This window comes from Paenarthrobacter sp. NEAU-H11 (assembly GCF_050573415.1).
Taxonomy (GTDB): domain Bacteria; phylum Actinomycetota; class Actinomycetes; order Actinomycetales; family Micrococcaceae; genus Arthrobacter.
The window spans coordinates 145,283-168,117 of the sequence record NZ_JBNZGA010000004.1 but is presented as its reverse complement, the minus strand read 5'-3'; the positions used below and the strand labels follow the sequence as shown (position 1 = coordinate 168,117).

Genomic DNA, 22,835 nt, shown 5'->3' with positions numbered 1-22,835 from the left:
GACTTGACGACAACAGCAGTGATCCAGTTTACTTTTGGATCAGACGGCCCTGCGCTTTGCCGGCCGGACAAAGAAGTCATTGCATTGGAGGGTTAGGGTTCATGACGTCCCAGACCACGCAAACGGAACCGATCATCCTTGAGATGCGGTCCATCACCAAGGAATTCCCCGGCGTTAAAGCGTTGGACAACGTGAGCCTGCGCGTGAAGGCCGGGGAAATCCACGCCATCTGCGGCGAAAACGGCGCCGGCAAATCCACCCTGATGAAGGTCCTCTCCGGCGTCTACCCGTACGGCAGCTACGACGGCGACATCGTCTACCAGGGCCAGGTGCAGCAGTTCCGGGACATCCGGGCCAGCGAACATGCCGGCATCGTGATCATCCACCAGGAACTCGCGCTGATCCCGGAACTGTCCATCATGGAGAACATCTTCCTGGGCAACGAGCCCACCAAGCGCGGCGTCATCGACTGGGCAGAAGCGCGGCTGCGTTCCCTTGACCTGCTGGCCCGCGTGGGTCTGCGGGAGGACCCGGAAACGCCCATCAAGGAAATCGGCGTAGGCAAGCAGCAGCTGGTGGAAATCGCCAAGGCCCTGAACAAGTCCGTGAAGATCCTCATCCTGGACGAACCCACGGCCGCTTTGAACGAGTCTGATTCCCAGCACCTGCTGGACTTGATGCTTGGCCTGAAAGCCAAGGGCATCACCAGCATCATCATTTCCCACAAGCTCAACGAGATCGAGCAGATCGCCGATGAGATCACCATCATCCGTGACGGCAAGTCCATCGAAACGCTGAACGTGAAGGCCGACGGCGTGGACGAGGACCGCATCATCAAGGGCATGGTGGGCCGCGCGCTCGAATCCCGGTTCCCGGACCACACGCCCAAAATCGGCGACGTATTCTTCGAGGTCAAGGACTGGACCGTTGCACATCCCAATGTGCAGGACCGGCTGGTCTGCAAGAACTCAAGCTTCTTCGTCCGCCGCGGCGAGATCGTGGGGTTCGCGGGCCTGATGGGCGCGGGCCGCACCGAACTCGCCCGCTCCGTTTTCGGCCGTTCCTACGGCCGCTTCATCAGCGGCCACATCTACAAGGACGGAAAGGAAATCACCCTTAAGTCCGTCCGGCAGGCCATCGATGCCGGGCTGGGCTACGTCACCGAAGACCGCAAGTCGCTGGGGCTGAACCTGCTGGACGACATCAAGACCACCACCGTGTCGGCCAACCTTCGCAAGATCAGCCGTAATTTCGTAGTGGACCCGAACCAGGAATTCACCGTGGCGGAGCAGTACCGCAAGTCGCTGCGCACCAAGACTCCGTCGGTGGAGGAAGGAGTCGCGAAACTTTCCGGCGGCAACCAGCAGAAGGTGGTCCTGGCCAAGTGGATGTTCACCGACCCCGACCTCCTGATCCTGGACGAACCCACCCGCGGCATCGACGTTGGCGCCAAGTACGAGATCTACGGCATCATCCAGCAGCTGGCCAACCAGGGCAAGGGAGTCATCGTGATTTCCTCGGAACTCCCGGAACTCCTTGGCCTGTCAGACCGCATCTACACCATTTTCGAAGGCGCCATCACAGGTGTCCTGAACAAAGACGAGGCCAGCCAGGAAAGCCTGATGAAACTGATGACCTCCGCCCGTAAAGCCGCCTGATCCCCTGGATCATCCCAGAACCTTCCGGACACAAGGACTGACACCATGAACGCCCTCAAAAAGCTGTTTGGCGGAAACACCCGTCAATTCGGCATGATCTTCGCCCTGGTGGCACTGATCGTCTTCTTCCAAATCGCCACCGAAGGCCGGACCCTCACCCCCGGCAACGTCATCAACCTCTTCAACGGCAACTCCTACATCCTGATCCTGGCCATCGGCATGGTCCTGGTGATCATCGCCGGCCACATCGATCTTTCGGTGGGCTCCGTGGCTGCGTTTGTCGGCGTCACCGTAGCCCTGGCCATCCGCGACTGGGGCATCCCCTGGTACGCCGGCGTGCTGCTTGGCCTGGTACTGGGCGCGGTGATCGGCGCCTGGCAAGGCTGGTGGACCGCCTACGTGGGCATTCCGGCCTTCATCGTGACCCTGGCAGGCATGCTCCTGTTCCGCGGCTTCAACCAGTTTGTGGGCAAGTCCAACACCATTCCGGTCCCCGCCGATTTCCAGTACCTCGGCTCCGGCTACCTCCCCGAGGTGGGCCCCAACTTCGGCTACAACAACCTCACCCTGCTGCTGGGCATCGCCGCCGTCGCATTCGTGGTGTGGGGCGAGCTCCGCTCCCGGGCCCGGGCCAAGGCACTCGGCGCCGAAGTACCCGAAATGTGGGTCATGGCCCTCAAGCTGGTCCTGATCTGCGGCGCCATCCTCTACGCCACGTACCTGTTCGCCACGGGCCGTCCCGGCACTTCGTTCCCCATCCCGGGCCTGATCCTGGCCGTACTGGTACTGCTGTACGGCTTCATCTCCTCCCGCACCATCCTGGGCCGCCATGTCTATGCCGTGGGTGGCAACCGGCATGCTGCCGAGCTCTCAGGTGTCCAGTCCAAGAAGGTCAACTTCCTGGTCATGATGAACATGTCCATCCTCGCAGGACTGGCCGGCATGATCTTCGTGGGCCGCTCCACCGCTTCAGGACCGTTCGACGGCGTCGGCTGGGAACTTGACGCGATCGCCGCCGTTTTCATCGGCGGCGCCGCGGTGACGGGCGGCGTGGGCACCGTCGTCGGCTCCATCATTGGTGGCCTGGTCATGGCTGTACTGAACAACGGCCTCCAACTGCTCGGCGTCGGCGCGGACCTCACCCAGATCATCAAGGGGCTGGTGCTCCTGATCGCCGTCGCTTTCGACGTCTACAACAAGAGCCAGGGCAAGAAGTCCATCATTGGCCTGCTGATGAGGGGCGGCCGTCCCTCCGGCGGCGGCCCCAGCACCCCTCTCCAGCCCGACGAAACCACCTCCACCAAGGAAGCGATCGCCAGGGAAGCCTAGCAATTAAGCCTGAACAGCGTTACACCACTAAAAGAAAGAGAACCAACAATGCGAATGATTGGCAAAGCAGGGAAGGCAGCAGCAGTAGCTGCCATTGCAGCACTGGCGCTGACAGGCTGCGGACGGTCTGAAACCCCGACAGGCGGCGGCACCGCAGGCGCCGGCGGCTTCGAACAGAATTCCTCCATCGGTGTCGCGCTCCCGCAGAAAACCAGTGAAAACTGGGTCCTCGCCGAGAAGTTGTTCAATGACGGCCTTAACGGTGCCGGGTTCAAGGCTGACGTCCAGTTCGCCAACGGCGGCGTGTCCGAACAGCAGAACCAGATCAGCGCCATGGTCACCAAGGGCGCCAAGGTGATCATCGTGGGAGCCATCGACGGCTCGCAGCTGGGCACCCAGCTGAAGCAGGCCAAAGACGCCGGCGCCACGATCATCGCCTACGACCGCCTGTTGCTGAACACCGAGAACGTGGACTACTACGTGGCCTACGATAACTTCAAGGTTGGCGAGCTCCAGGGCCAGGCGCTGCTGGAAGGCCTCAAGGCGAAGAAGCCCTCGGGCCCGTACAACATCGAACTGTTCGCCGGCTCCCCTGACGATGCCAACGCGAAGGTCTTCTTCGACGGCGCCATGAGCGTCCTGAAGCCCAAGATCGACGACGGCACCCTCAAGGTGCTCTCCGGCCAGACCACCTTCGAGCAGGCAGTGACCCAGGGCTGGAAGGCTGAAAACGCCCAGCGCCGCGCTGACACGCTGCTTACCGGCAGCTACGGCAGCGCGTCCCTGGACGGCGTCCTCTCCCCGAATGACACCTTGGCCCGCGCAGTCCTGACTGCCGTCAAGGGCGCCGGCAAGCCGCTTCCGGTGGTGACCGGACAGGACTCCGAGGTTGAATCCGTCAAGTCCATCATGGCCGGCGAGCAGTACTCCACGATCAACAAGGACACCCGCAAGCTCGTTGAACACGCCATCACCATGGTGAAGGACCTCCAGGCAGGCAAGACGCCTGAGATCAACGACAAGGACTCCTACAAGAACGGCGTCAAGACCGTTCCCGCATACCTGCTGGAACCGGTCATCGTCACGGCCGCCAACGTGAAGAGCGCCTACGTCGGCGATCCGGTCCTGGAACCGATCACCAAGTAAGCAACCTTTTTGCGGGAAAGCCCGGCCTCCACACATTGGAGGCCGGGCTTTCCTGTGCCACAAGGGATACGGCTTTGTGGCACGCTCATAACAGCCGCTGACGGAGGAGCCAGTGCGCAGCCGGAGTGCCGTGCCCGCCACCCGCGAACCCCTTATCACTTTCCGCAGGTCATAGCGGATCCCTCCAGCACTGCAATGAGAGGATGGGCACCATGAGTGCGCCCATCGCGAAGCCGTGGTTGTTCAGCCAGCCAGACCAGGATCCCCGTTCCGCCACCGGAGCCCCCCTCAGCTGGGGAATCATCGCCACCGGCGGCATTGCCCGCTCCGTGTCCCAGGACCTGGCCTTGCTCGCAGATGCCGAACTGTATGCCGTCAGCTCGAGGGCCCAGGACACGGCCGACGCCTTTGCGGTTGCATATGACTTCGCGAAGGCCTACGGCGAGGACGGCGGTGTGCCCGGATACCAGCGGCTGCTCGCAGATGAGGAGGTGGACGTTGTCTACGTGGCGACGCCCCACGCGCAGCACTACGAAATGGTGCTTGCGGCGCTTAACGCCGGTAAGCACGTCCTGTGCGAAAAAGCCTTCACCATCAACGCCCGCGAGGCAGCCGAACTCATCGACCTCGCCCGAAGCCGCAAGCTTTTCCTCATGGAGGCTGTCTGGAGCCGCTTCCTGCCGAGCATGCAGCGGGCCTTTGAGATCGCAGCGTCCGGAGAGCTCGGCGAAGTCCACTGGGTAACCGCGGACCTTGGCTTTCCGGCCCCCTACTCCCCCACATCCAGGCTGTGGGCCAGGCAGGACGGAGGCGGAGCGCTGTTGGACATTACGGTTTATCCGCTGCTCTGGGCCCTGGGCACCCTCGGTTTTCCGCAGACGGTGAGCGCCACCGGCTTCATTAACGACGACGGCGTGGATGCCCAGAACGCCCTGACGCTGGGCTACAACCACGGAGCGCAGGTGCAGCTTACGTCCTCACTGTTGGCCCACGGTCCCCGGACCGCCACAGTTGCGGGCAGCCTCGGCTTCCTCCAGAGCGTGGGCTCCATCAATAATCCCGGGGAACTGACGGTGTCCACAGGTTGGGACGAGCGCCGGACCGAAGCTTTTGATGTGGTGGGCCGAGGGTACGCATACGAACTGCGTGAAGTAACCCGCTGCATCCAGCAGGGCCTGACCGAGAGCCCGGTCATGCCACTGGAGGACACGTTGAACACCATGCGGCTCTTTGACGGGGTCCGCGCGCAGCTCGGCGTCAGCTATCCAAATGACCGGCACTGACCAGCGCACACCGGGAACCCTTTGATCGCCGCGTCAACTCTGTGACCGGGCCGCGACCGTCTGTGATTCCTTCGACCTGAGGTTTTCGATTTTGTCGAGTTGTTTTAGCAGCCCCTAGACTTCCTGCAACATTCGGTCTTAGGCTATAGCCACTCGAATGCAATCAGTACTGGGGGTGGTACGCATGGCTGGTGATCGCTCGCCGTTGCGTGCCCTTCGGCCGGTGTTCCTTGCCGGTGCTGCCGCCCTCACGTGGCTGACGTTTTCGGCATCCACGGCTTCGGCCGATACCCTTTCGGACGCAACTACGCTGTTGGGGGGCGTCACCGGTTCAGTTTCGTCGGTGACGGAAAAGCTGCCTGTTGCTCCCGCACCCGCCACGCCCAAACCTGAGCCGGTTTCCTCACCGGGGCTGCTGACGCCCCTCGTGGGAGACGCCTCGGGCCTTGCAGACCAGCTGGTTTACTCGGTACCCGTTGTAAACCATGTGGTGCCGGCCGAGGCGGTATCGGTCATCTCCGTTCCTATTGCTCAGGCAGCCGACGCCGCGGCGGCGGAATTGACGGAGGCAGTAATTTCACCTGTCGCCGAGGCGCTGCCGGTGCTTGATCCTGTGCTGCAGCCTGTTTTGGACTTGGTAACAGGCTCGGCACCGCTGGCCGTTGAGCTTCCCGACGTGCCCCTCGTGAGCGGCGACGGGGAAAGTCCCGCCAGCGCCGGAACTGTCCCGGCAGGCGTCGAAGCTGCCTCCACGGCGCCTACGTCGGCCATTCCGTTTGTTGAGGCTGCTTCTGCTACTGGTGCAACGTCTGTTGGTGGGGTTGCCCTTGCTTCTTCAGCGTCGTGGACGTCTGTTGACCGCCCCGGTTCTGCCCAGGATCAGCCGACGGCGGACCCCTCGCCCGCCCCTTCCCAGGCTCCGGCCGTACCCGCTTCGGGCACGGGAAGCGGCGCGGCCTCCGCGGGAACGTACGGTGCGGCGGCCTGGTTAAGCGCCTTCAATTTTGACACTTCAGCGCCCGGCGCCATCCGCGCCGCGGATATTTCTGATCACGCTCCTGCACCGGTGTCCTTCGACCCCGGTTCCCGTCCTGACTAGTTGAGACCCGTCTGCCCTCTCGAGGCAGAACACGGACAACGCGGGTTGCTGTCCAAGCAGCCCGACACCTCAACTTCTTTCAGGAGACATCATCATGAGTGCGAACCTTCGCAGGGGGCTGCTTGGCACCCTCTTCGCCGGCGGGCTATTAGCCCTCGGCTGCACCGCGGCGAACGCCGCGGACACCACCAGCGGATCGGATCTCTCCGCATCCGCCCTTATCTCGGCGGCGGCCGCTGATTCGGCGTCGTTGGACCTGCTGGGTGGCCCAACGCCGTCCGATTCAACGGCCGTCGCCGCGGTCGTGGACGCGGCAGTCAACCTTGGAACGGTCACCGGAACCGACAACGGCACCACAACCGATCTCACTGCGGCAGCCGCCGTCGACCTTGGCACCGGCACCAACGGCACCGGCACAACCACCACCGATGTGGTTGTCGCCGCGGACGCAAGCCTGGGACTCGGAAACACCGCAACGGCCGGCTCAACCACCGCGGACGTGGCCCTCGCCGCAGACGCGGCCCTCGGCCTCGGAACAGTCACCGAAACCGGCAACGGCACCGCAGACCTCACCGCGGCAGCCGCCGTTAACCTCGGCACCGGCACAACCACTGCCGACGCGGCCCTCGCCGCGGACGCAAGCCTGGGACTCGGAAACACCGCAACGACCGGCTCAACCACCGCGGACGTGGCCCTCGCCGCCGACGCAGCCCTCGGCCTCGGAACAGTCACCGAAACCGGCAACGGCACCGCGGACCTAACCGCGGCAGCCGCCGTTAACCTCGGCACCGGTAGCACCGGCACGGATACGGCCGCAACCGATCTGGCCGTCGCTGCGGATGCCGTCGTCGTCCTCGGCACCGGCACAACCACTGCCGACGCGGCCCTCGCCGCAGAAGCAAGCCTGGGACTCGGAAACACCGCACCCGCCGACTCAACCACCGCGGACGTGGCCCTCGCCGCCGACGCAGTCCTGGGCCTTGGAACAGTCACCGAAACCGGCGATGGCACCGCGGACCTCACCGCGGCAGCCGCCGTCAGCCTCGGCACCACCGGCAGGGATACGGCCGCAGCCGATCTGGCCGTCGCTGCGGATGCCCTCGTCGACCTCGGCACCGGCACCAACGGCACCACCGGCGGGCTCGCCGCCGCCATTGACGCAGCCGTAGACCTCGGCCTTGGCGGCAACAGCACTGAAGGCGCCAGCGGTGGCCTCGACACCGTAGTGGATGCCGTCGTCGGCCTTGGCACCGGCACCAACGGCACCACCGGCGGAGCTGATGCCGTCATCGGCCTCGGCATCGACCTTGGACTGGGCGGTGGCAGCACCCCCGGAACTGACAACCCGGGCACCGTAGATCCCGGGACCGACGGCAACACCGGAGGCGCCGGCACCATAGACCCCGGCACCAGCACCCCCTCCACGGACACGGGCACGGGCACGGGCACGGGTACGGGTACGGACAACGGAACCGGTGCCGGCACCTCCAACACCGATGGTTTCCCGGCAGCCCCTGCTGCCGGCTCCACGGCAGTTGGCGGCGCCATCGCCGTCGACACCGCAGCGGGCAGCACCGGTCTCCGCAGCGTCCCGGCCCAGGGCAGCGCCGCCGCCCTGGCCAAGACGGGCGTGGACACCTCACTGGTCCCCCTCGCCCTGCTACTCCTCGTGGCAGGACTCCTGATGTTCCGTAAGCGGAAAGTGTCCTGACCTGAACGCTCTGACGGTGCCTGCGCCACGCGCCTGAAGCGGCAGCAGCGAGCAGGCTGAGGGAAAGGAGGTGCGACAGGAAAGAACGCAAGACCTTACACAACATGTCTTCAGCACACATGTCCTTGTGACCGATGGTCCGGCAGCGAAAGGCTCGTCTTTCGCTGCCGGGCCGTCGGTGTGCCCTGCCGTGAAGCACGGCATAATCCCCGGCTGAACCAGCGCGCCCGTATAATTTGACGTACGAGAGTGCCGCAGCGCACCGGGAGGAACGGGACATGGTGGCGGAATCGCCTAGCTCCATCAAGAATGAAGTGGTTGGCGGACGTTATCGGTTGGGTGAGGTTATTGGCCGCGGCGGTATGTCATCGGTTTACTGTGCCCGGGACGAAAATCTGGGCCGGGACGTAGCACTCAAGCTCTTCGCACCGCAGGCCCCCGACGCCGACGAACTGAAACGCCAGGAAGCAGAAATCCGGCTTCTTGCCACACTGAACCACCCGGGGCTGGTGACACTTTTCGACGCCGGGATCGATACTCGGATACCGGACGAACCGCGCCCGTTCCTGACCATGGAACTCGTGGAAGGCCAGGACCTCAGAAGCCGGATCCGGCACAGCACGGTTCCCCTTGATGAGTTGGCCGTCATCGGCGCGGGCATCGCCGACGCGCTGGCCTACGTCCACGGACTCGGCATCATCCACCGGGACATTAAGCCCGGCAACATCCTGCTGGTTCAGATACGTCCCGGCGAACCCCTGCGGCCAAAGCTGACCGACTTCGGCATCGCACGGATTGTTGATTCAACCCGGCTGACCGCCACGGGAACCATGGTGGGCACCGCTGCCTACCTCAGTCCCGAGCAGGCACTGGGCCAGCCCCTTGCGCCGTCGACGGACATCTATTCGCTGGGCCTGGTGCTGCTCGAATGCGTCAAGGGAACCGTGGAGTATCCTGGCAGCGCGGTGGAATCGGCCGTGGCGCGGCTTCACCGTGCACCGGAAATTCCCGAGGACCTGCCATCAGAATGGGCTGACCTCATCCGGTCCATGACCGCCATAGAACCGCTTGAACGGCCGCATGCCGCGGACATCGAAACTGCCCTGCGGCAGGCCTTGGTTTCGCCCGCGTCAACGCCCGGGGAAGTTGCGCCCGAAACCACGCGGGTACTGCCTGCCATGCCATTCCGCCCTCCCTCCATTACCGCCGAGGAATCGGTGGAGGAGATTCGGGAGGCCGCAGAGCCCGGTGCTGCCGGGGACCGGGAACCGGCCGGGACGACGGACGCCCTGAACCGGGACCGCGCGAGAGGCATAAAGCCCAGGACCAAGCGGTTCTGGCTGGCAGCCATCCTTGGCCTTGTGGTGATTGTGGCCGCTATAGCGGCAGTGATCTTGACCTTGTCCACTCAGTCCACGCCCGACGTCGTGCCCTATCCCACGGTGACCGGGGTCCTCGGCGAGCATCTGGAGCAACTCCAGAAGAGCGTGGAGCCGTGACGTTTCCTTCCGACCGCGGACGCCAGTCTGTGCTGGGATTTTCCGCGGTCCTGCTGGCTGCCGGACTGCTGAGCGGCTGCGGCACAGCGGATACGGGGCTTCAGCGTTCAGCCGCACGGCAGCTGCAGGCCCGGGTGCTTGAAGTGACGCAGGCTTCGTCGCAGGACAACCCGGCCGCGGCACTGAAGGCACTCGAAGGGCTCGAGGCTGAGCTGGAAGCGGCACAGGCCGGGGGCCGGATTTCGGAAGAACGGCGCCGGAGCATCACCACGATCGCCGCGGCCGTCCGGGCAGACCTTAATGATGCCGTTGCGGCGGCTGCAGCAGACAAGGCAGCGGCAGAGGAGCAGGCCGCCAAGGAACCACAGGCCGCCGAGACCCCAGCGCCCGCCGTCGAAACTCCTGCACCGGCTCCTGTACCCGAAACCAGCACCGGCAAGAAGGACAACGAGGGCAAGGGAAAGGGAAACGGCTGACGCGGAGGGTACCCTTGGCGCTGCCCGAGGACAACGGCTTAAGCCGCTCCGTGGGCGGCAGCGGCACCCGGCAGCGCCGCGGCCTTACCGGTGATCTGGTTCAGGACCGCGGCGAGCGCGGCCCAGGTACTGTTGCCGCGACGGGTACGGGCGTAGGCGCGCATGCGGACATCAGGTGAACTCAGCGGAACAAGGGCGACGCCGGCCCGCGGTTCCCGGTCGGCAGGCAGCAGCCCCACGCCCATCCCGGCCAGGATGAGGTCCTCAACCAGCTCGAGGCTGTCGGCCTGATGCCTCACCCGCGGCTCAAAGTCCCCCATCGATGCGAGCAGCCGGAGGACTTCCTCGTCCGCCCTGTTCCGTGAGTTGCCGATCCAGTCGCGGTCCCGGAACGCCGCAAGGACCTCCGGAGCGGTGCCGGCAACGGGTGCCGCTGCCCTGGGGACGCCGAGGCTCCAGGGTGTGCTCCACAAGTGGATGGAATCGAAGGCGGCGCCGGTGCTGTCCGGGGCAAGGTTGTAGTCGTACGTCAAAGCCAGATCCACTGAATCGGCAGCAAGCAGTGCCAGGGCTTCGGCAGGCTCGTGCTCCCGGACTTCGAGTTTGACGCCAGGGTGGGTGACGGCGAGCTCCCCGACGATGGGCATCAGGATCTTACGGACAGCCGTGACGAAGCCGGCAACCCGGACTGTTCCGGCTGGCTCGGCACCCGGGTCGAGCTCGGCAGTGGCCGCCTCCACCGCCGCCAGGATGGTCACCGCGTGATCGGCGAGCCGCCGCCCGGCAGGGGTGAGGCGCACGCGCCGGCCGGCGGGTTCGAGCAGCGCGGTGCCGGTTTCCCGCGCCAGCGCCGCGATCTGCTGGGAGACGGTCGACGTCGTCGTGCCCAGTGAGTCTGCCACGTTCCGCATGGAGCCCTGCCGGGCCAGTTCAAGCAGGACTTCCAAGCGACGCGTCTCCATACAGTTATTGTCCATATTTTACGGACAATATGTGAAGAATTATCACGTGGACGTAGACGTTTTACGTACGGTCTACTGGCTCCATGCCATTTTCACAACAACACTTCAACGGTGTGCGCTCCGGAACAGCAATGGCCGGCGCCGCCATGTGCTGCGTCCAGCTGGGCCTGGCCGCTTCAGTCGGCCTGTCCGACCGCCTCGGCTCCGACGGCGTGGCGTGGCTGCGCCTCATCTGGGCCGCTCTGATCCTGGTGGCCTTCACCCGACCGTGGCGCTCCCGGTTCAGCCGGCGGGGCCTGGTCACGTGCATCCTGCTCGGCCTGGTGACGGCGGGCATGACGCTGATGTACATGGCCGCCGCCGTCCGGATTCCGCTCGGCACCGCCACCGCCCTGGAGTTCCTGGGTCCCCTCTCCGTCGCAGTCATCCGCGGACGCAATGCGGGACGTTGGTGGGCGCTTGTTGCCGCTGCCGGCGTGGCCGCCCTGACCGAACCGTGGCACGGCGGGACAGACCCCGCCGGTGTCCTCTTTGCCTTGGGCGCCGCCGCATGCTGGGCCGGCTATATCCTCCTGACCCAGCGGGCCGGTGATGAAGTCAACGGACTCCAGGCACTGGCAGTTTCCATGCCGGTGGCCGCAGTGGCAACCACGCTGCTTGTCGGGCCGGCTCCACTCGCGCATCTTGACTGGCAGCTGCTCCTGGTGGGAGCAGGCCTGGCCCTGCTGATGCCGGTGATCCCCTTCAGCCTCGAACTGCTCGCCCTGCGCCGCCTGAAGGCCTCCGCATTCGGAACACTGATGAGCCTGGAGCCGGCCATCGCCGTGGTGATTGGATTTCTGGTCCTGGGCCAGCTGCCCGGGGTGGCCGCCTTCCTGGGCATCGGGCTGGTCGTCGCGGCAGGCATCGGGGTGACGCTTCAGGCCGGCAGGGAAAGGCCGGCGGACATTGGAGTGATGGACGACGGCGGGCCGGTAGCGGCGAAGGGGGCGGCGTCCCGCTCCTGACCAAGCGACGCAAAAGGGGCGGCGTCCCGGAAGTTGAACATTTCAACTCCGGGGCGCCGCCCCTTTCGTAGTGCTGGTTCCAGGTGGGCTAGCTCAGCGTGGCGAGAACCTTGTTGAGCGTGGCGGACGGACGCATCACGGCCGAAACCTTGGCCTCGTCCGGGTGGTAGTAGCCGCCGATGTCCACCGGCGAGCCCTGGACCTCGGCCAGTTCGCCAACAATCGTTTCCTCCTTCGAGGAAAGCTCTCCGGCGATGGAGCTGAAGGAGGCGGCCAGGTCGGCGTCGTCCGTCTGCTTGGCCAGTTCCTCGGCCCAGTAGCGGGCCAGGAAGTAGTGGCTGCCGCGGTTGTCCAGCTCACCCGCACGGCGGCTCGGGGACTTGTTCTCCAGCAGGAAGGTTCCGGTGGCGCGGTCCAGGGTGTCGGCCAGTACCTGGGCGCGCTTGTTGTCCGTGGTGGTGGCCAGGTGCTCGAAGCTGACGGCCAGGGCCAGGAACTCACCCAGGCTGTCCCACCGGAGGTGGTTTTCCTTAAGCAGCTGCTGGACGTGCTTCGGTGCGGAGCCGCCCGCGCCGGTTTCGAAGAGCCCGCCGCCGTTCATCAGCGGAACAACGGAGAGCATCTTGGCGCTGGTGCCCAGCTCCAGGATGGGGAACAGGTCCGTGAGGTAGTCGCGCAGGACGTTGCCGGACACCGAGATGGTGTCCTCGCCCTTGCGGATGCGCTCCAGGGTGAAGGCGATGGCCTTGACCGGGGACATGATCTGGATGTCCAGGCCCTCGGTGTCGTGCTCCTTCAGGTACTCGTTGACCTTGGCGATGAGGTTGGCGTCGTGGGCACGCTCTTCGTCCAGCCAGAACACGGCGGGGGTCTGGGAGGCGCGGGCGCGGGTGACGGCCAGCTTGACCCAGTCGCGGATGGGCAGGTCCTTCGTCTGGCAGGCGCGCCAGATGTCGCCTTCGGAAACCTGGTGCTCAATCAGGACGTTCCCGGAACCGTCAACGATCTGGACCGTGCCGGCTTCCTGGATTTCGAAGGTCTTGTCGTGGCTGCCGTATTCCTCGGCGGCCTGTGCCATGAGGCCCACGTTCGGGACGGTGCCCATGGTGGTGGGGTCATAGGCGCCGTTGGCGCGGCAGTCATCGATGACCACCTGGTAGATGCCGGCGTAGGAGCTGTCCGGCAGCACGGCCAGGGTGTCAGCTTCCTTGCCGTCCGGGCCCCACATGTGGCCGGAGCTGCGGATCATGGCGGGCATGGAGGCGTCCACGATGACGTCGCTGGGGACGTTCAGGGTGGTGATTCCCTTGTCCGAGTCCACCATGGCCAGGGCGGGGCCCTCTTCGAGGCCCTTCTTGATAAGGTTCTGCACGCCTTCGCGGACGTCCTCGGGCAGGTCCTCGAGGCTGCTCAGGATGGCGGCCAGGCCGTTGTTGGGGCTGATGCCGGCGGCGGAGAGCTGCTTGCCGTAGGTCTCGAAGAGTTCGGAGAAGTAGGCCTTGACCACGTGGCCGAAGATGATGGGGTCCGAGACCTTCATCATGGTGGCCTTGAGGTGGGCGGAGAACAGCACGCCCTCTTCCTTGGCGCGGGCAACCTGCGCCTTCAGGAACTCGTCCAGGGCGGCGGCGCGCATCACGGTGCCGTCGATGACCTCTCCGGCCAGGACCGGGAATGCCTTCTTCAGGACCTTCACGGAGCCGTCTTCCCGCACGAGCTGGATGGCGATGGTGCCCTCGGACCCGATGACAACCGACTTCTCGTTGGAACGGAAGTCGTCCTGGCCCATGGTGGCCACGTTGGTCTTGGAATCCGGGGTCCAGGCGCCCATGGAGTGCGGGTTCTGGCGGGCGTAGTTCTTGACGGACAGCGGTGCGCGGCGGTCCGAGTTACCTTCGCGCAGGACCGGGTTCACGGCGGAGCCCTTGATCTTGTCGTAGCGCGAGCGGATGGCCGTTTCCTCGTCCGAGGACGGGTTGTCCGGGTAGTCCGGAAGGGCGTAGCCCTGCCCCTGCAGTTCGGCGATGGCTGCCTTCAGCTGCGGGATGGAGGCGCTGATGTTGGGCAGCTTGATGATGTTGGCTTCCGGCGTCTTCGCCAGCTCGCCGAGTTCAGCAAGGGCGTCACCGATCTGCTGCTCGGGGGTCAGGTAGTCACCGAAGACGGCGATGATGCGGCCGGCGAGCGAAATGTCGCGGGTCTCCACCTCCACACCTGCTGTCGAGGCGAACGCCTCGATGATGGGCAGGAACGAATAGGTAGCCAGCATCGGCGCTTCGTCGGTGTGGGTGTAGATAATCTTGGACATGCGCGGGCGTCTCCCTGTGGGTCGGCTTGGTTGTGAAAAATTCGGTCTATTTCACCATGTACAACTTACCCGAGCGCGCGAATTTCAACCCTACCGGAGCCCCTGCGTTACCCTCACGGTGAGCAGGATTACAGCGATGGAGAACCTACGACGCCGGGACGCACCAAGGGACCGGCCGCCGTCGCGCATTTCATGCCGCACCTGTCCGCCGCTGCGGGCGGCGGCCATACGTGATACGTCACTACTATTTACAAACTTGTCATGTAGCGATAAATTCGCAGGGTCACTCTGGGGCCTTCGGGGCCTTTCCACGTTCAGACAGGACAACAATGACACGCACCAGGTCCCTTGCTTCCGGCCTCCTGAGCCTCTCTGCTGCCGCCGTTCTGGCACTTACCTCTGCTGGCGGGGCCACCGCTGCACCGACCGCAACCGAGGATAACAAGAATCCCTCCGTGACCAGTGCGATCCTTGATACCAGCGGCGTGGCAGATTACTGGACGGCTGACCGGATGCGCAGCGCGGTCCCCGGAGATGTCCTGGCCGGCAAGGCCCTGGAACGGGGCAACCGGTCAAGCACCGACGTTGTGGAGAAGGGCAAGGACACCACGGTCAAGGCCACCAAGGGCAAACCCACCATCGCCCAGAGTGAGGCGCCGGTAAAACACATCGGCAAGGTCTTCTTCAGCATGGGCGGCTCCAACTACGTCTGCTCGGGCAATGCCGTTTCGTCGGGGAACAACAGCACCGTGGCCACCGCCGGCCACTGCGTGAATGAGGGGCCGGGCGCGAACGCCACCAACTTCATCTTTGTTCCTGCGTATGAGAACGGCGCGGCACCCTACGGCAAATGGACTGCCAAGGCCCTCTACTCCCCCACTGCGTGGAGCCGGGACGGGAACATGGCCTACGACACGGGCTTCGCCGTCATGAGCCCCTTGAACGGCAAGACCCTTACTGCCGTGGTGGGCGGGTCCGGCGTTGCCTTCAACCAGGCGTACGGCCTCACTTATAAGTCCTTCGGCTACCCGGCGGCAGCCCCCTTCAACGGCGAGACCCTCAAGAGCTGCACCGGCACGGCAACACGAGATACCATCAACCCCCAGTTTGGAACCCAGGGAATCCGCTGCGACATGACCGGCGGTTCCTCCGGCGGGCCCTGGTTCATCGGCACTAGCTCCGATGGCATACAGAACTCCATCAACAGCTACGGCTACAACCGCTCCGCCGTCATGTACGGCCCGTACTGGGGCTCCGTCATCCAGGCCACCTATAACAGTGCAGCGAAATCCTAAGGACATTCCCGGCCGCGATTCCGTCAGCCACGTCGAGCTGAACCAGACTCACGAGGAGGTCCTCGAGTACTGGACAGAGGAACGGATGGCGGAAGCCAATCCCCGGGAGCTGCGGCTTCCGGGAGAGGGTCCGCGTCTCAAGCAGGGGGACGCGGACACCGGTAAACCGGAGTCCGGGCCTTCTGACTGACAAAGCAAGAAGCTAACGACGGCGCCCGTCCCCTTCGCGGGGCGGGCGCCGTCGTCGTTAACTCATCGACTGCTCCGTAGGTGTCGTATTCACCCGGCAAAACGACACCTACGGAGCACTCGATTGGGGATCAGTGGAAGAAGTGCCGGGCGCCGGTGAAGTACATGGTGATCCCTGCGGCGTTGGCCGCCGCGATGACTTCCTCGTCCCGGACGGAACCGCCGGGCTGGACCACGGCGCGGACGCCGGCGTCGATCAGGATCTGCAGGCCATCAGCGAACGGGAAGAACGCGTCGGAAGCTGCAACGGCGCCGCGGGCACGCTGGGGTGCGCCGGCACCGCCGGTGTTGGAGGCACCCCCGGGTGCGTCGCTCCCACCGGCACTGCCGGACTGCACCTCCACGCCCAGCGTGTTGGCCCGCTCCACGGCCAGGCGGCAGGAGTCCAGGCGGTTGACCTGGCCCATGCCGATACCGACGGCGGCGCCGTTCGAGGCGAGCAGGATGGCGTTGGACTTGGCGGCGCGGCAGGCCGTCCAGGCGAACGCAAGGTCCGCAAGGGTTTTCTCATCGGCGGCGTCACCGGCGGCGAGGGTCCAGTTGGCCGGGTTGTCGCCCTCGGCGTCCACCTTGTCGCTGACCTGGACCAGCATGCCGCCGGAGACCTGGCGGAACTCCGTGGGGTAGCGGCCGTAGCCTTCCGGCAGGGTAAGCAGCCGGATGTTCTTCTTCTTGGACAAAATTTCCACAGCTTCGGGTTCGAAGCCCGGAGCGATGACGACCTCGGTGAAGATGTCCTTGACGGTGTTGGCCATTCCAGCGGTGATGGTGCGGTTGGCCGCGATCACGCCGCCGAACGCGGAAACCGGATCACAGGCGTGGGCCTTGGCATGGGCGTCGGCGATGGGGTCGGCGGCATCTGCGGAACCGACGGCCACGCCGCACGGGTTGGCGTGCTTGATGATGGCTACGGCCGGTTCGCTGAAGTCGTAGGCGGCGCGGAGGGCGGCGTCGGCGTCAACGAAGTTGTTGTAGCTCATGGCCTTGCCGTGCAGCTGGTCGGCCTGGGCGATGCCCACGGGCGCGGCCTTGTCCACGTACAGGGCAGCCTGCTGGTGCGGGTTCTCGCCGTAGCGCAGCACCTCGGAGCGCTCCAGCGAAAGGCCGGCGTAGGCGGGCCAGTCGATGACGCCGTCGCCGTCCTCGTCCAGGAACTGGCTCGCCGTCCAGGTGGCCACGGCGTTGTCGTAGGACGCGGTGTGGGCGAACGCCTTGGCGGCCAGCCGCCGTCGTGTCTTCAGGTCAAAGCCGCCTTCAGCGGCCGCTGTGACCACCTGGCCGTAGAAGGACGGGTCCACCACAATGGCGACGGCGGCATGGTTCTTCGCAGCAGAGCGCACCATGGCGGGGCCGCCGATGTCGATCTGTTCGACGACGTCGTCCTGGGCCGCGCCGGACTTCACGGTCTCCACGAACGGGTAGAGGTTCACCACCACCAGGTCGAAGGGCTCGATCTCCATCCGGGTGAGCGTGTCCATGTGGGCTGCCACGCGGCGGTCAGCCAGGATGCCGCCGTGGACGCGCGGATGCAGCGTCTTGACCCGGCCGTCCAGCATCTCCGGGGAGCCGGTGACCTCCTCGACCTCCTGGACGGGAATGCCCGCCGCGGCGATCTTCTTGGCAGTGGACCCGGTGGATACAAGCTTGACTCCCGCTGCGTGCAGGCCCTGGGCGAGCTCCTCCAGACCGGTCTTGTCGTAAACCGAGATCAGCGCCCGGCGGATGGGAACACGGTCGATGGATACGCGCTCATGCTGCGTGAAGCTCACAAATGTCTCCGTCTTATCTCGCGGAACAACGCCGCGGTTGGTGGGGATAGGGCCCAGTTTATCCCGAAGCGGAGGTTGCCCCGCGAGTCGGGCTGAGTGTGAACGCCGGTGCGCCCGGCTAGAGTTTTCCCAGGAGGCTGCGATGAATACTTACACCACTGTGCCGAGCGGCGAACAGGTGGTCCAGGAACTGCCCTGGCGATGGAAAGTCCAGGGCAGGATCTTTCTGATCGGCGGCCTCGGCTTCATGTTCGATGCGTGGGACGTGACGCTGAACGGCATCCTGATCCCGTTGCTCTCAACGCACTGGGCCCTCACCCCGGGTGAAGTGGCATGGGTGGGCACATCGAACCTGATTGGCATGGCCCTGGGCGCGTTCGTGTGGGGCACCATCGCTGACACGATCGGGCGCAAGAAAGCCTTCACGGCCACGCTGCTGATCTTTTCGCTCTTTACCGTGCTTGGCGCGTTCTCCCCCGACTTCATCTGGTTCTGCGTGTTCCGGTTCATGGCCGGTTTCGGCCTGGGCGGCTGCATCCCCGTGGACTATGCCCTGGTGGGTGAGTTCACTCCCCGCAAGCAACGCGGGCGCGTCCTGACGGCCATGGACGGCTGGTGGCCGGTGGGCGCAGCCTTGGCGGGCTTCGTCTCCGCCGCGCTGGTAGCCGCTTTCGGCGACTGGCGGCTGACCATGCTGGTGATGGTCCTGCCTGCCCTCTTGGTGTTCTGGGTCCGGCGCAGCGTGCCGGAGTCCCCGCTGTTCCTGATCCGAAAGGGCAGACGGGAAGAAGCAGCCAACGTCATCGACGGCCTGGTGGCCGCGACCGGAGCGGAGGCCCGCGCCTACAGCCTGCCCGATGCCCAGGAGGTGCCACGGTTGTCGGCCGGCAGCGCCTGGCACCAGCTGCGCCTCGTGTGGCAGTACAACTGGAAGATCACGGCCGCGGCCTGGTCCCTGTTCTTCAGCATCCTGCTGGTGTACTACCTGTCCCTGACGTGGATGCCGCGGATCCTCATCGGCGCCGGCTTTGCCGAGTACAAGGCGTTTGTCACCACGGCGTCCATGGCGGCGGTGGGGCTTTTGGGCGTGATCGTGGCGGCCCTGCTGGTGGAGCGGGTTGGCCGCAAGTGGATCCTGGCAATCACCGGTCCGCTGTCCGCACTGACCCTGGTGATCGTGGCGATCGTGGTGGACATCCCCACGGCGGCCGTGTTCTGGCTGCTGGTGTTCGGGTTCGTGGTTCAGGTGGCCATTCCGGTGCTCTACGCCTACGTTTCCGAGCTCTACCCCACGGAACTGCGCGGCACCGGCTTCGGCTGGGCATCCACATTTTCACGGCTGGGCGCCGGGTTCGGGCCGTTGATCTTCGCCAACTACTTCTGGCCCGAACTGGGCCTGGCCACGAGCTTCGCTTTGGCCGGCGGGCTGGTGCTGCTGGCCGTGCTCTGGATGGCGTTCTTCTCCCCCGAGACCAAACAGCGCCGCCTCGAATAACGCCCCCGCCTCGCCCAACTAGGTAGCGCCAAGTGTCGTTTTGAGCCCTCGTAACGACACTTGGCGCTACCTAGTTTTCATTCTTGGGGTACCAGCCCCGGCTCAGGAGTGCTGAACGGATTTTGGCCACCGCCGGCCGGGCATCCCTCTCCATGTGCCGCTTCGAAATCCTCACCAGAATCCAGCCTGCCCGGACGAAGTCCTCCTCGCGGGTGATGTCCCTGATGATTTGGCCGGCCTCGGAGTGCCCGTCGCCGTCGTATTCCACCGCCACCTTCTGTTCCGGATAACCCAGGTCAGGTTGGCGAACGACGCCGGCTCCCAGTTCCGTGGGCAGGTTCAGCAGAGGCTCGGGCAGGCCTGCGTCCTCGAGCGCCAGCCGCAGCCTGGTCTCAGGGGCCGAGTCAGATCCCACCCGTGCACGCTCAAGGGCAACCCGCGCCTTCCTTATGCCCGGTGTTCCCTTGTGCCGGTCAAGCATGTCCTCGAGGGCCTCCCGGGTTGCATAGGGCTCGGACCTGCCCTCGAAGCCGGTCCGCGGAATGCGAAGCAAGTGGTCTGCAACCACGGTCAGCTCCTCGATGCTCATCTTGCGGGCGCAATCCAACCATGTCCTCACCCGGGAAGTGACCAGCAGTCCGGCAAGATTTTCGATCTCGTCCGCAAAGAACTGCCCGCGGTGTCCCTTCACACCGGGCCGACGCATGATGGCAACGGTGTCAGGTCGCGAGATGTGCAGCAGTGGCTCATCACTGCCCGGGAGGAAGCCTGGAAATTCCCAAAGGAGAAAGGCCGAGGCGTGGGAAGCGGCGGCAAACTCAGTGACCAAAGTATAGGGACGGATGCGGGGGGCGAGGCGTGATGCATCGTGCCCGTCCGGCACCCGGACTCCCCGGCTTGGCCAGAGCAAACCAGGGTGGCGTAGGCGTCGGCGGCTGATTCCGGCGTCGACCGCTTCTTGGAAAGTAAAAGGGAGGGACGCCAACTGGTCGGGTAATTGACTCGGTACCTTCATCCGCCCATCGTGGCAGGCGGGGCGGGATGCCGCAGAGGTTATCCACAGGCCCGCCTGCCCATGCCCAACTAGGTAGCGCTAAGTGTCGTTATGAGCCCTCATAACGACACTTAGCGCTACCTAGTTGGGTGGGGAGGAGGGGTCAGGGGCGGCCGCGGCCAAGGCGGCCAGGGTAGACACCAGGAGCCGGCGTTCCACCACCTTGATGCGTTCGTGCAGGGTCTCCTCCGTGTCCGATTCCTCGATGGCCACGGCTTCCTGCGCAATGATGGGGCCGGTGTCCACGCCGGCGTCGGCCCAGTGCACCGTGCAGCCGGTGACCTTCACGCCGTAGGCCAGCGCGTCCCGCACGCCATGGGCACCCGGGAAGGCGGGGAGCAACGCGGGGTGCGTGTTGAGGTACCTGCCGTTAAAAGCCTCGATGAACTCCGGGCTGACGATCCGCATGAACCCCGAGGAGACCACCACGTCCGGCTCAAACCCTGCCACGGCCTCCGTCAACGCCGCGTTCCAGTGCGCCCGGTCCGGGTACGCCTTGAAGTCCACCACAAACGTGGGAATGCCGGCGGCGGCGGACCGTTCCACCCCGTACGTGCCCGGGCGGTCGGCCCCCACGGCAGCGATTTCCACGTCCAGATCCCCTGCCTTGACTGCGTCGATGACGGCCTGGAGGTTGGACCCGGTACCGGAGACGAGGACTACGATGCGCATGGCTCTAGCTTATGGGCAGGCTCGCGTAGGCTGGAAAACATGAACACCACACCGGGACCGGCTGGGCAGCAGCGGGCCAAACCGCCGCTCAGCGAGGCGGCCAAAGCCTCGCTCGCCAAGACCCACACCCTGTTCCGGATGTTCGTCGTCTCGGTGCTGGGCTCCTTCTTCGTCTACCAGCTGGACGTCACTTACCTGTGGCTGACGGGCGTCCTGACGGCCGCCAGCATCACGTTGGGAATCGTCCTGCTGGTGCGGGCGGCGCGCTTGAAGGAATCCAAACTGGTCCTGGTGGGCACCATCTCCGGCCTGGTGGTGTCCGCAATCATGGTGCTGCTGATCCTTGTCACGGCGGTGTTCTTCGACGAAGTCCGCGAATACCAGGCGTGTGTTGGCCGTGCGCTCACGGACAAGGCCCAGTCCGCATGCCGGATCCAGCTGCAGGATTCGCTGCCCCGGCAGCTTCCCTAGCCGGGCCACAAGCGGCGGCAGCCTAGGAAACCAGCTCCTCTTCCCGTTCCTTTGCGGCGCGCTCACGTTCCAGCCACGGTCCGGCGGCGTAACCGATGACGACGCCGGCCCCCACCTCCGCGGCCAGCCAGACTCCCGTCCAGAACGGGTCCGGCCCGATGTCCGTCAGGCGTCCAATTCCGGCTGACCCGCGGGCCAGCCAGGCCAGCCCAAAAGCCAGCAGCCCGGCGGCCACCCCGGTCAGCACCCCGAGCACCAGGGTGGAAAGGCTGGCCGTGAACCAGCGCGCGCGGATCTTGATGGCCAGCCACTCGTCAAAATGGTTTTCACCCTCCCGCAGGAACCACCAGCCGGCCAGGACCCCGGCCAGCACCGGGACGATCAGGGCAACGAAGGCGTAGTCCAGGGGCCCGGAGGGAATGGCGGCCAGCACCGGGATGGAAGGCAGCGGTCCGACGGCAGTCCCCAGCGGGCCCACCTGGGAACCGGCGCCCACAGCAAAGCCTGCCCCGGATGTCCAGGCCAGGGCAAAGACCGCGAGGTTGGGCAGGAACCCAAGCTGCGCGATGGTCAGGGCGGCACCGCCGACTGCACCGGCGTCGAGCGCTTCATAGACGGCGACCACCAGGTTCCAGTGAATAAACAGGTCAACGGCCAGCAGCACCGCCGCCAGGGCAAGCGCCGAAACAGCTGCGACGAACCCTGCCTTCGCGGCGGAACCGAGGTAGGAGCCGGCCCACCGCGAATGCTGGCTGGTGCGGGAGATCCAGTCCACTGCGTCGACGCCGATCAGCCGGCTCCAGGAACCGGCCTCGCGCCGCGCGCCGACCACCATGCCGAGCGCATAGGGAACAAGGGGTATGAACATGGCATGCCAGGGATTGATGGCGACGTCGGGCGTGCGGCAGACGAAGCCGGTGGCTGTGCCGAAGGCGGCGTAGACAACCCATGAACCGAGCAGGGCCTGCCAAAGCTGGTCCGTGTAGGAGGCGCGGGCCAGGCGCCGGCCGGCCCGCCAGGCAAGCAGGAACGGCAGCAGGGTCAGGCCCAACGGGATGAGCGAAAGGACCCCGGAGTTCCCGTTGGCCGCGGCGTTCGGACCCGCGGCAGTGAGTCCCAGCGGCACACCGTGGACCAGCAGCCAGGACTGCCCGGCCAGTCGGGCCAGGACATCGAAGGCACTGTCATGGAAACCGGCGGTTGCCCAGACGGCGATGATCGGGGCGATCACAACCAGTGCCGAAATGACGGCTGCCTGTGCCGTTTCAAGGGCACCCTGCAGCCACAAGGGCATGGGAAGGCCACGGTCTCCGGTCTGGTCAGCACGCAGTTTCATCGTGCCCCATGGTGTC

General features: G+C 65.3%; 19 protein-coding genes. 13 read left to right on the top strand and 6 right to left on the bottom strand.

Going from position 1 to position 22,835, the window contains the following annotated elements; all coding sequences use genetic code 11:
* Window positions 1-101 precede the first annotated feature (101 nt).
* The 8 genes from mmsA to ACQ3DC_RS07165 all read left to right on the top strand — a co-directional run bounded on the left by mmsA (window position 102) and on the right by ACQ3DC_RS07165 (window position 10,201).
* Window positions 102-1,658, top strand: coding sequence for a multiple monosaccharide ABC transporter ATP-binding protein (gene mmsA / locus ACQ3DC_RS07200; protein WP_157238770.1), 1,557 nt, complete (start codon window positions 102-104; stop codon window positions 1,656-1,658).
* Window positions 1,659-1,703: 45 nt separating this feature from the next.
* On the top strand, window positions 1,704-2,987 hold the full coding sequence (gene mmsB, locus ACQ3DC_RS07195; protein ID WP_157238771.1) for a multiple monosaccharide ABC transporter permease: 1,284 nt from the start codon (window positions 1,704-1,706) through the stop codon (window positions 2,985-2,987).
* Window positions 2,988-3,035: 48 nt separating this feature from the next.
* The gene (locus ACQ3DC_RS07190) at window positions 3,036-4,133 is read left to right on the top strand and encodes a substrate-binding domain-containing protein (protein ID WP_157238772.1); all 1,098 of its coding nucleotides are present in this window, start codon (window positions 3,036-3,038) and stop codon (window positions 4,131-4,133) included.
* A 212-nt stretch (window positions 4,134-4,345) separates the two neighbouring features.
* On the top strand, window positions 4,346-5,416 hold the full coding sequence (locus tag ACQ3DC_RS07185) for a Gfo/Idh/MocA family protein (RefSeq protein ID WP_430751923.1): 1,071 nt from the start codon (window positions 4,346-4,348) through the stop codon (window positions 5,414-5,416).
* A 184-nt stretch (window positions 5,417-5,600) separates the two neighbouring features.
* Window positions 5,601-6,515, top strand: a complete 915-nt coding sequence (locus tag ACQ3DC_RS07180; RefSeq protein WP_430751922.1) for a hypothetical protein — start codon at window positions 5,601-5,603, stop codon at window positions 6,513-6,515.
* A gap of 94 nt (window positions 6,516-6,609) precedes the next feature.
* Window positions 6,610-8,226 carry a hypothetical protein gene (locus ACQ3DC_RS07175; protein ID WP_430751921.1) on the top strand — a complete coding sequence of 539 codons (1,617 nt, stop codon included), beginning with the start codon at window positions 6,610-6,612 and terminating at the stop codon, window positions 8,224-8,226.
* Between the two features lie 278 nt (window positions 8,227-8,504).
* Window positions 8,505-9,725, top strand: coding sequence for a serine/threonine-protein kinase (locus ACQ3DC_RS07170; protein WP_430751920.1), 1,221 nt, complete (start codon window positions 8,505-8,507; stop codon window positions 9,723-9,725).
* Window positions 9,722-10,201: an FIMAH domain-containing protein gene (locus tag ACQ3DC_RS07165; protein WP_430751919.1), complete on the top strand. Its 480-nt coding sequence runs from the start codon at window positions 9,722-9,724 to the stop codon at window positions 10,199-10,201. The genes ACQ3DC_RS07170 and ACQ3DC_RS07165 overlap by 4 nt, the downstream gene beginning before the upstream one ends.
* Window positions 10,202-10,239: 38 nt before the next feature.
* On the opposite strand, the gene ACQ3DC_RS07160 is transcribed toward ACQ3DC_RS07165, so the two are convergent.
* Window positions 10,240-11,163 carry a LysR family transcriptional regulator gene (locus ACQ3DC_RS07160; protein ID WP_430751918.1) on the bottom strand — a complete coding sequence of 308 codons (924 nt, stop codon included), beginning with the start codon at window positions 11,161-11,163 and terminating at the stop codon, window positions 10,240-10,242.
* A gap of 83 nt (window positions 11,164-11,246) precedes the next feature.
* Here ACQ3DC_RS07160 and ACQ3DC_RS07155 point away from each other — a divergent pair, with 83 nt between their 5' ends.
* Window positions 11,247-12,170, top strand: coding sequence for an EamA family transporter (locus ACQ3DC_RS07155; protein WP_430751917.1), 924 nt, complete (start codon window positions 11,247-11,249; stop codon window positions 12,168-12,170).
* 88 nt (window positions 12,171-12,258) lie between these two features.
* Here ACQ3DC_RS07155 and ACQ3DC_RS07150 read toward each other — a convergent pair whose 3' ends face one another.
* The gene (locus ACQ3DC_RS07150; RefSeq protein ID WP_430751916.1) at window positions 12,259-14,478 is read right to left on the bottom strand and encodes an NADP-dependent isocitrate dehydrogenase; all 2,220 of its coding nucleotides are present in this window, start codon (window positions 14,476-14,478) and stop codon (window positions 12,259-12,261) included.
* Window positions 14,479-14,807: 329 nt separating this feature from the next.
* Here ACQ3DC_RS07150 and ACQ3DC_RS07145 point away from each other — a divergent pair, with 329 nt between their 5' ends.
* A complete protein-coding gene (locus tag ACQ3DC_RS07145) occupies window positions 14,808-15,773 on the top strand; it encodes a trypsin-like serine peptidase (protein WP_421091986.1) in 966 nt (321 codons plus the stop codon).
* Window positions 15,757-15,963, top strand: a complete 207-nt coding sequence (locus ACQ3DC_RS07140) for a hypothetical protein (RefSeq protein WP_321215682.1) — start codon at window positions 15,757-15,759, stop codon at window positions 15,961-15,963. Before ACQ3DC_RS07145 ends, ACQ3DC_RS07140 begins: the two co-directional genes overlap by 17 nt.
* A gap of 130 nt (window positions 15,964-16,093) precedes the next feature.
* Here ACQ3DC_RS07140 and purH read toward each other — a convergent pair whose 3' ends face one another.
* Window positions 16,094-17,791 carry a bifunctional phosphoribosylaminoimidazolecarboxamide formyltransferase/IMP cyclohydrolase gene (gene purH, locus ACQ3DC_RS07135; RefSeq protein ID WP_430751915.1) on the bottom strand — a complete coding sequence of 566 codons (1,698 nt, stop codon included), beginning with the start codon at window positions 17,789-17,791 and terminating at the stop codon, window positions 16,094-16,096.
* Between the two features lie 142 nt (window positions 17,792-17,933).
* Between purH and ACQ3DC_RS07130 the strand changes: the two genes are divergently transcribed.
* On the top strand, window positions 17,934-19,286 hold the full coding sequence (locus ACQ3DC_RS07130; protein ID WP_157238782.1) for an MFS transporter: 1,353 nt from the start codon (window positions 17,934-17,936) through the stop codon (window positions 19,284-19,286).
* A 70-nt stretch (window positions 19,287-19,356) separates the two neighbouring features.
* Here the strand turns inward: ACQ3DC_RS07130 and ACQ3DC_RS07125 are convergent, their stop codons facing one another.
* Window positions 19,357-19,992: an endonuclease domain-containing protein gene (locus ACQ3DC_RS07125; protein WP_231754795.1), complete on the bottom strand. Its 636-nt coding sequence runs from the start codon at window positions 19,990-19,992 to the stop codon at window positions 19,357-19,359.
* Window positions 19,993-20,421: 429 nt separating this feature from the next.
* Window positions 20,422-21,012 (bottom strand): phosphoribosylglycinamide formyltransferase, encoded by a 591-nt coding sequence (gene purN / locus ACQ3DC_RS07120; protein WP_157238784.1) that lies wholly within the window; start codon window positions 21,010-21,012, stop codon window positions 20,422-20,424.
* A gap of 39 nt (window positions 21,013-21,051) precedes the next feature.
* Between purN and ACQ3DC_RS07115 the strand changes: the two genes are divergently transcribed.
* Window positions 21,052-21,483, top strand: a complete 432-nt coding sequence (locus tag ACQ3DC_RS07115; protein ID WP_430751914.1) for a hypothetical protein — start codon at window positions 21,052-21,054, stop codon at window positions 21,481-21,483.
* A gap of 22 nt (window positions 21,484-21,505) precedes the next feature.
* Here the strand turns inward: ACQ3DC_RS07115 and ACQ3DC_RS07110 are convergent, their stop codons facing one another.
* Window positions 21,506-22,819: a cell division protein PerM gene (locus ACQ3DC_RS07110; RefSeq protein WP_430751913.1), complete on the bottom strand. Its 1,314-nt coding sequence runs from the start codon at window positions 22,817-22,819 to the stop codon at window positions 21,506-21,508.
* Window positions 22,820-22,835: the final 16 nt, after the last annotated feature.

Coding starts and splice junctions, on each gene's coding strand:
- ACQ3DC_RS07170 (WP_430751920.1), top strand. CDS start 8,505: ATGGTGGCGGAATCGCCTAGCTCCATCAAGAATGAAGTGGTTGGCGGA.
- ACQ3DC_RS07130 (WP_157238782.1), top strand. CDS start 17,934: ATGAATACTTACACCACTGTGCCGAGCGGCGAACAGGTGGTCCAGGAA.
- ACQ3DC_RS07180 (WP_430751922.1), top strand. CDS start 5,601: ATGGCTGGTGATCGCTCGCCGTTGCGTGCCCTTCGGCCGGTGTTCCTT.
- ACQ3DC_RS07155 (WP_430751917.1), top strand. CDS start 11,247: ATGCCATTTTCACAACAACACTTCAACGGTGTGCGCTCCGGAACAGCA.
- mmsA (WP_157238770.1), top strand. CDS start 102: ATGACGTCCCAGACCACGCAAACGGAACCGATCATCCTTGAGATGCGG.
- ACQ3DC_RS07115 (WP_430751914.1), top strand. CDS start 21,052: ATGAACACCACACCGGGACCGGCTGGGCAGCAGCGGGCCAAACCGCCG.
- ACQ3DC_RS07110 (WP_430751913.1), bottom strand. CDS start 22,819: ATGAAACTGCGTGCTGACCAGACCGGAGACCGTGGCCTTCCCATGCCC.
- mmsB (WP_157238771.1), top strand. CDS start 1,704: ATGAACGCCCTCAAAAAGCTGTTTGGCGGAAACACCCGTCAATTCGGC.
- ACQ3DC_RS07175 (WP_430751921.1), top strand. CDS start 6,610: ATGAGTGCGAACCTTCGCAGGGGGCTGCTTGGCACCCTCTTCGCCGGC.
- purN (WP_157238784.1), bottom strand. CDS start 21,012: ATGCGCATCGTAGTCCTCGTCTCCGGTACCGGGTCCAACCTCCAGGCC.
- ACQ3DC_RS07125 (WP_231754795.1), bottom strand. CDS start 19,992: ATGCGTCGGCCCGGTGTGAAGGGACACCGCGGGCAGTTCTTTGCGGAC.
- ACQ3DC_RS07160 (WP_430751918.1), bottom strand. CDS start 11,163: ATGGAGACGCGTCGCTTGGAAGTCCTGCTTGAACTGGCCCGGCAGGGC.
- ACQ3DC_RS07150 (WP_430751916.1), bottom strand. CDS start 14,478: ATGTCCAAGATTATCTACACCCACACCGACGAAGCGCCGATGCTGGCT.
- ACQ3DC_RS07145 (WP_421091986.1), top strand. CDS start 14,808: ATGACACGCACCAGGTCCCTTGCTTCCGGCCTCCTGAGCCTCTCTGCT.
- ACQ3DC_RS07190 (WP_157238772.1), top strand. CDS start 3,036: ATGCGAATGATTGGCAAAGCAGGGAAGGCAGCAGCAGTAGCTGCCATT.
- ACQ3DC_RS07185 (WP_430751923.1), top strand. CDS start 4,346: ATGAGTGCGCCCATCGCGAAGCCGTGGTTGTTCAGCCAGCCAGACCAG.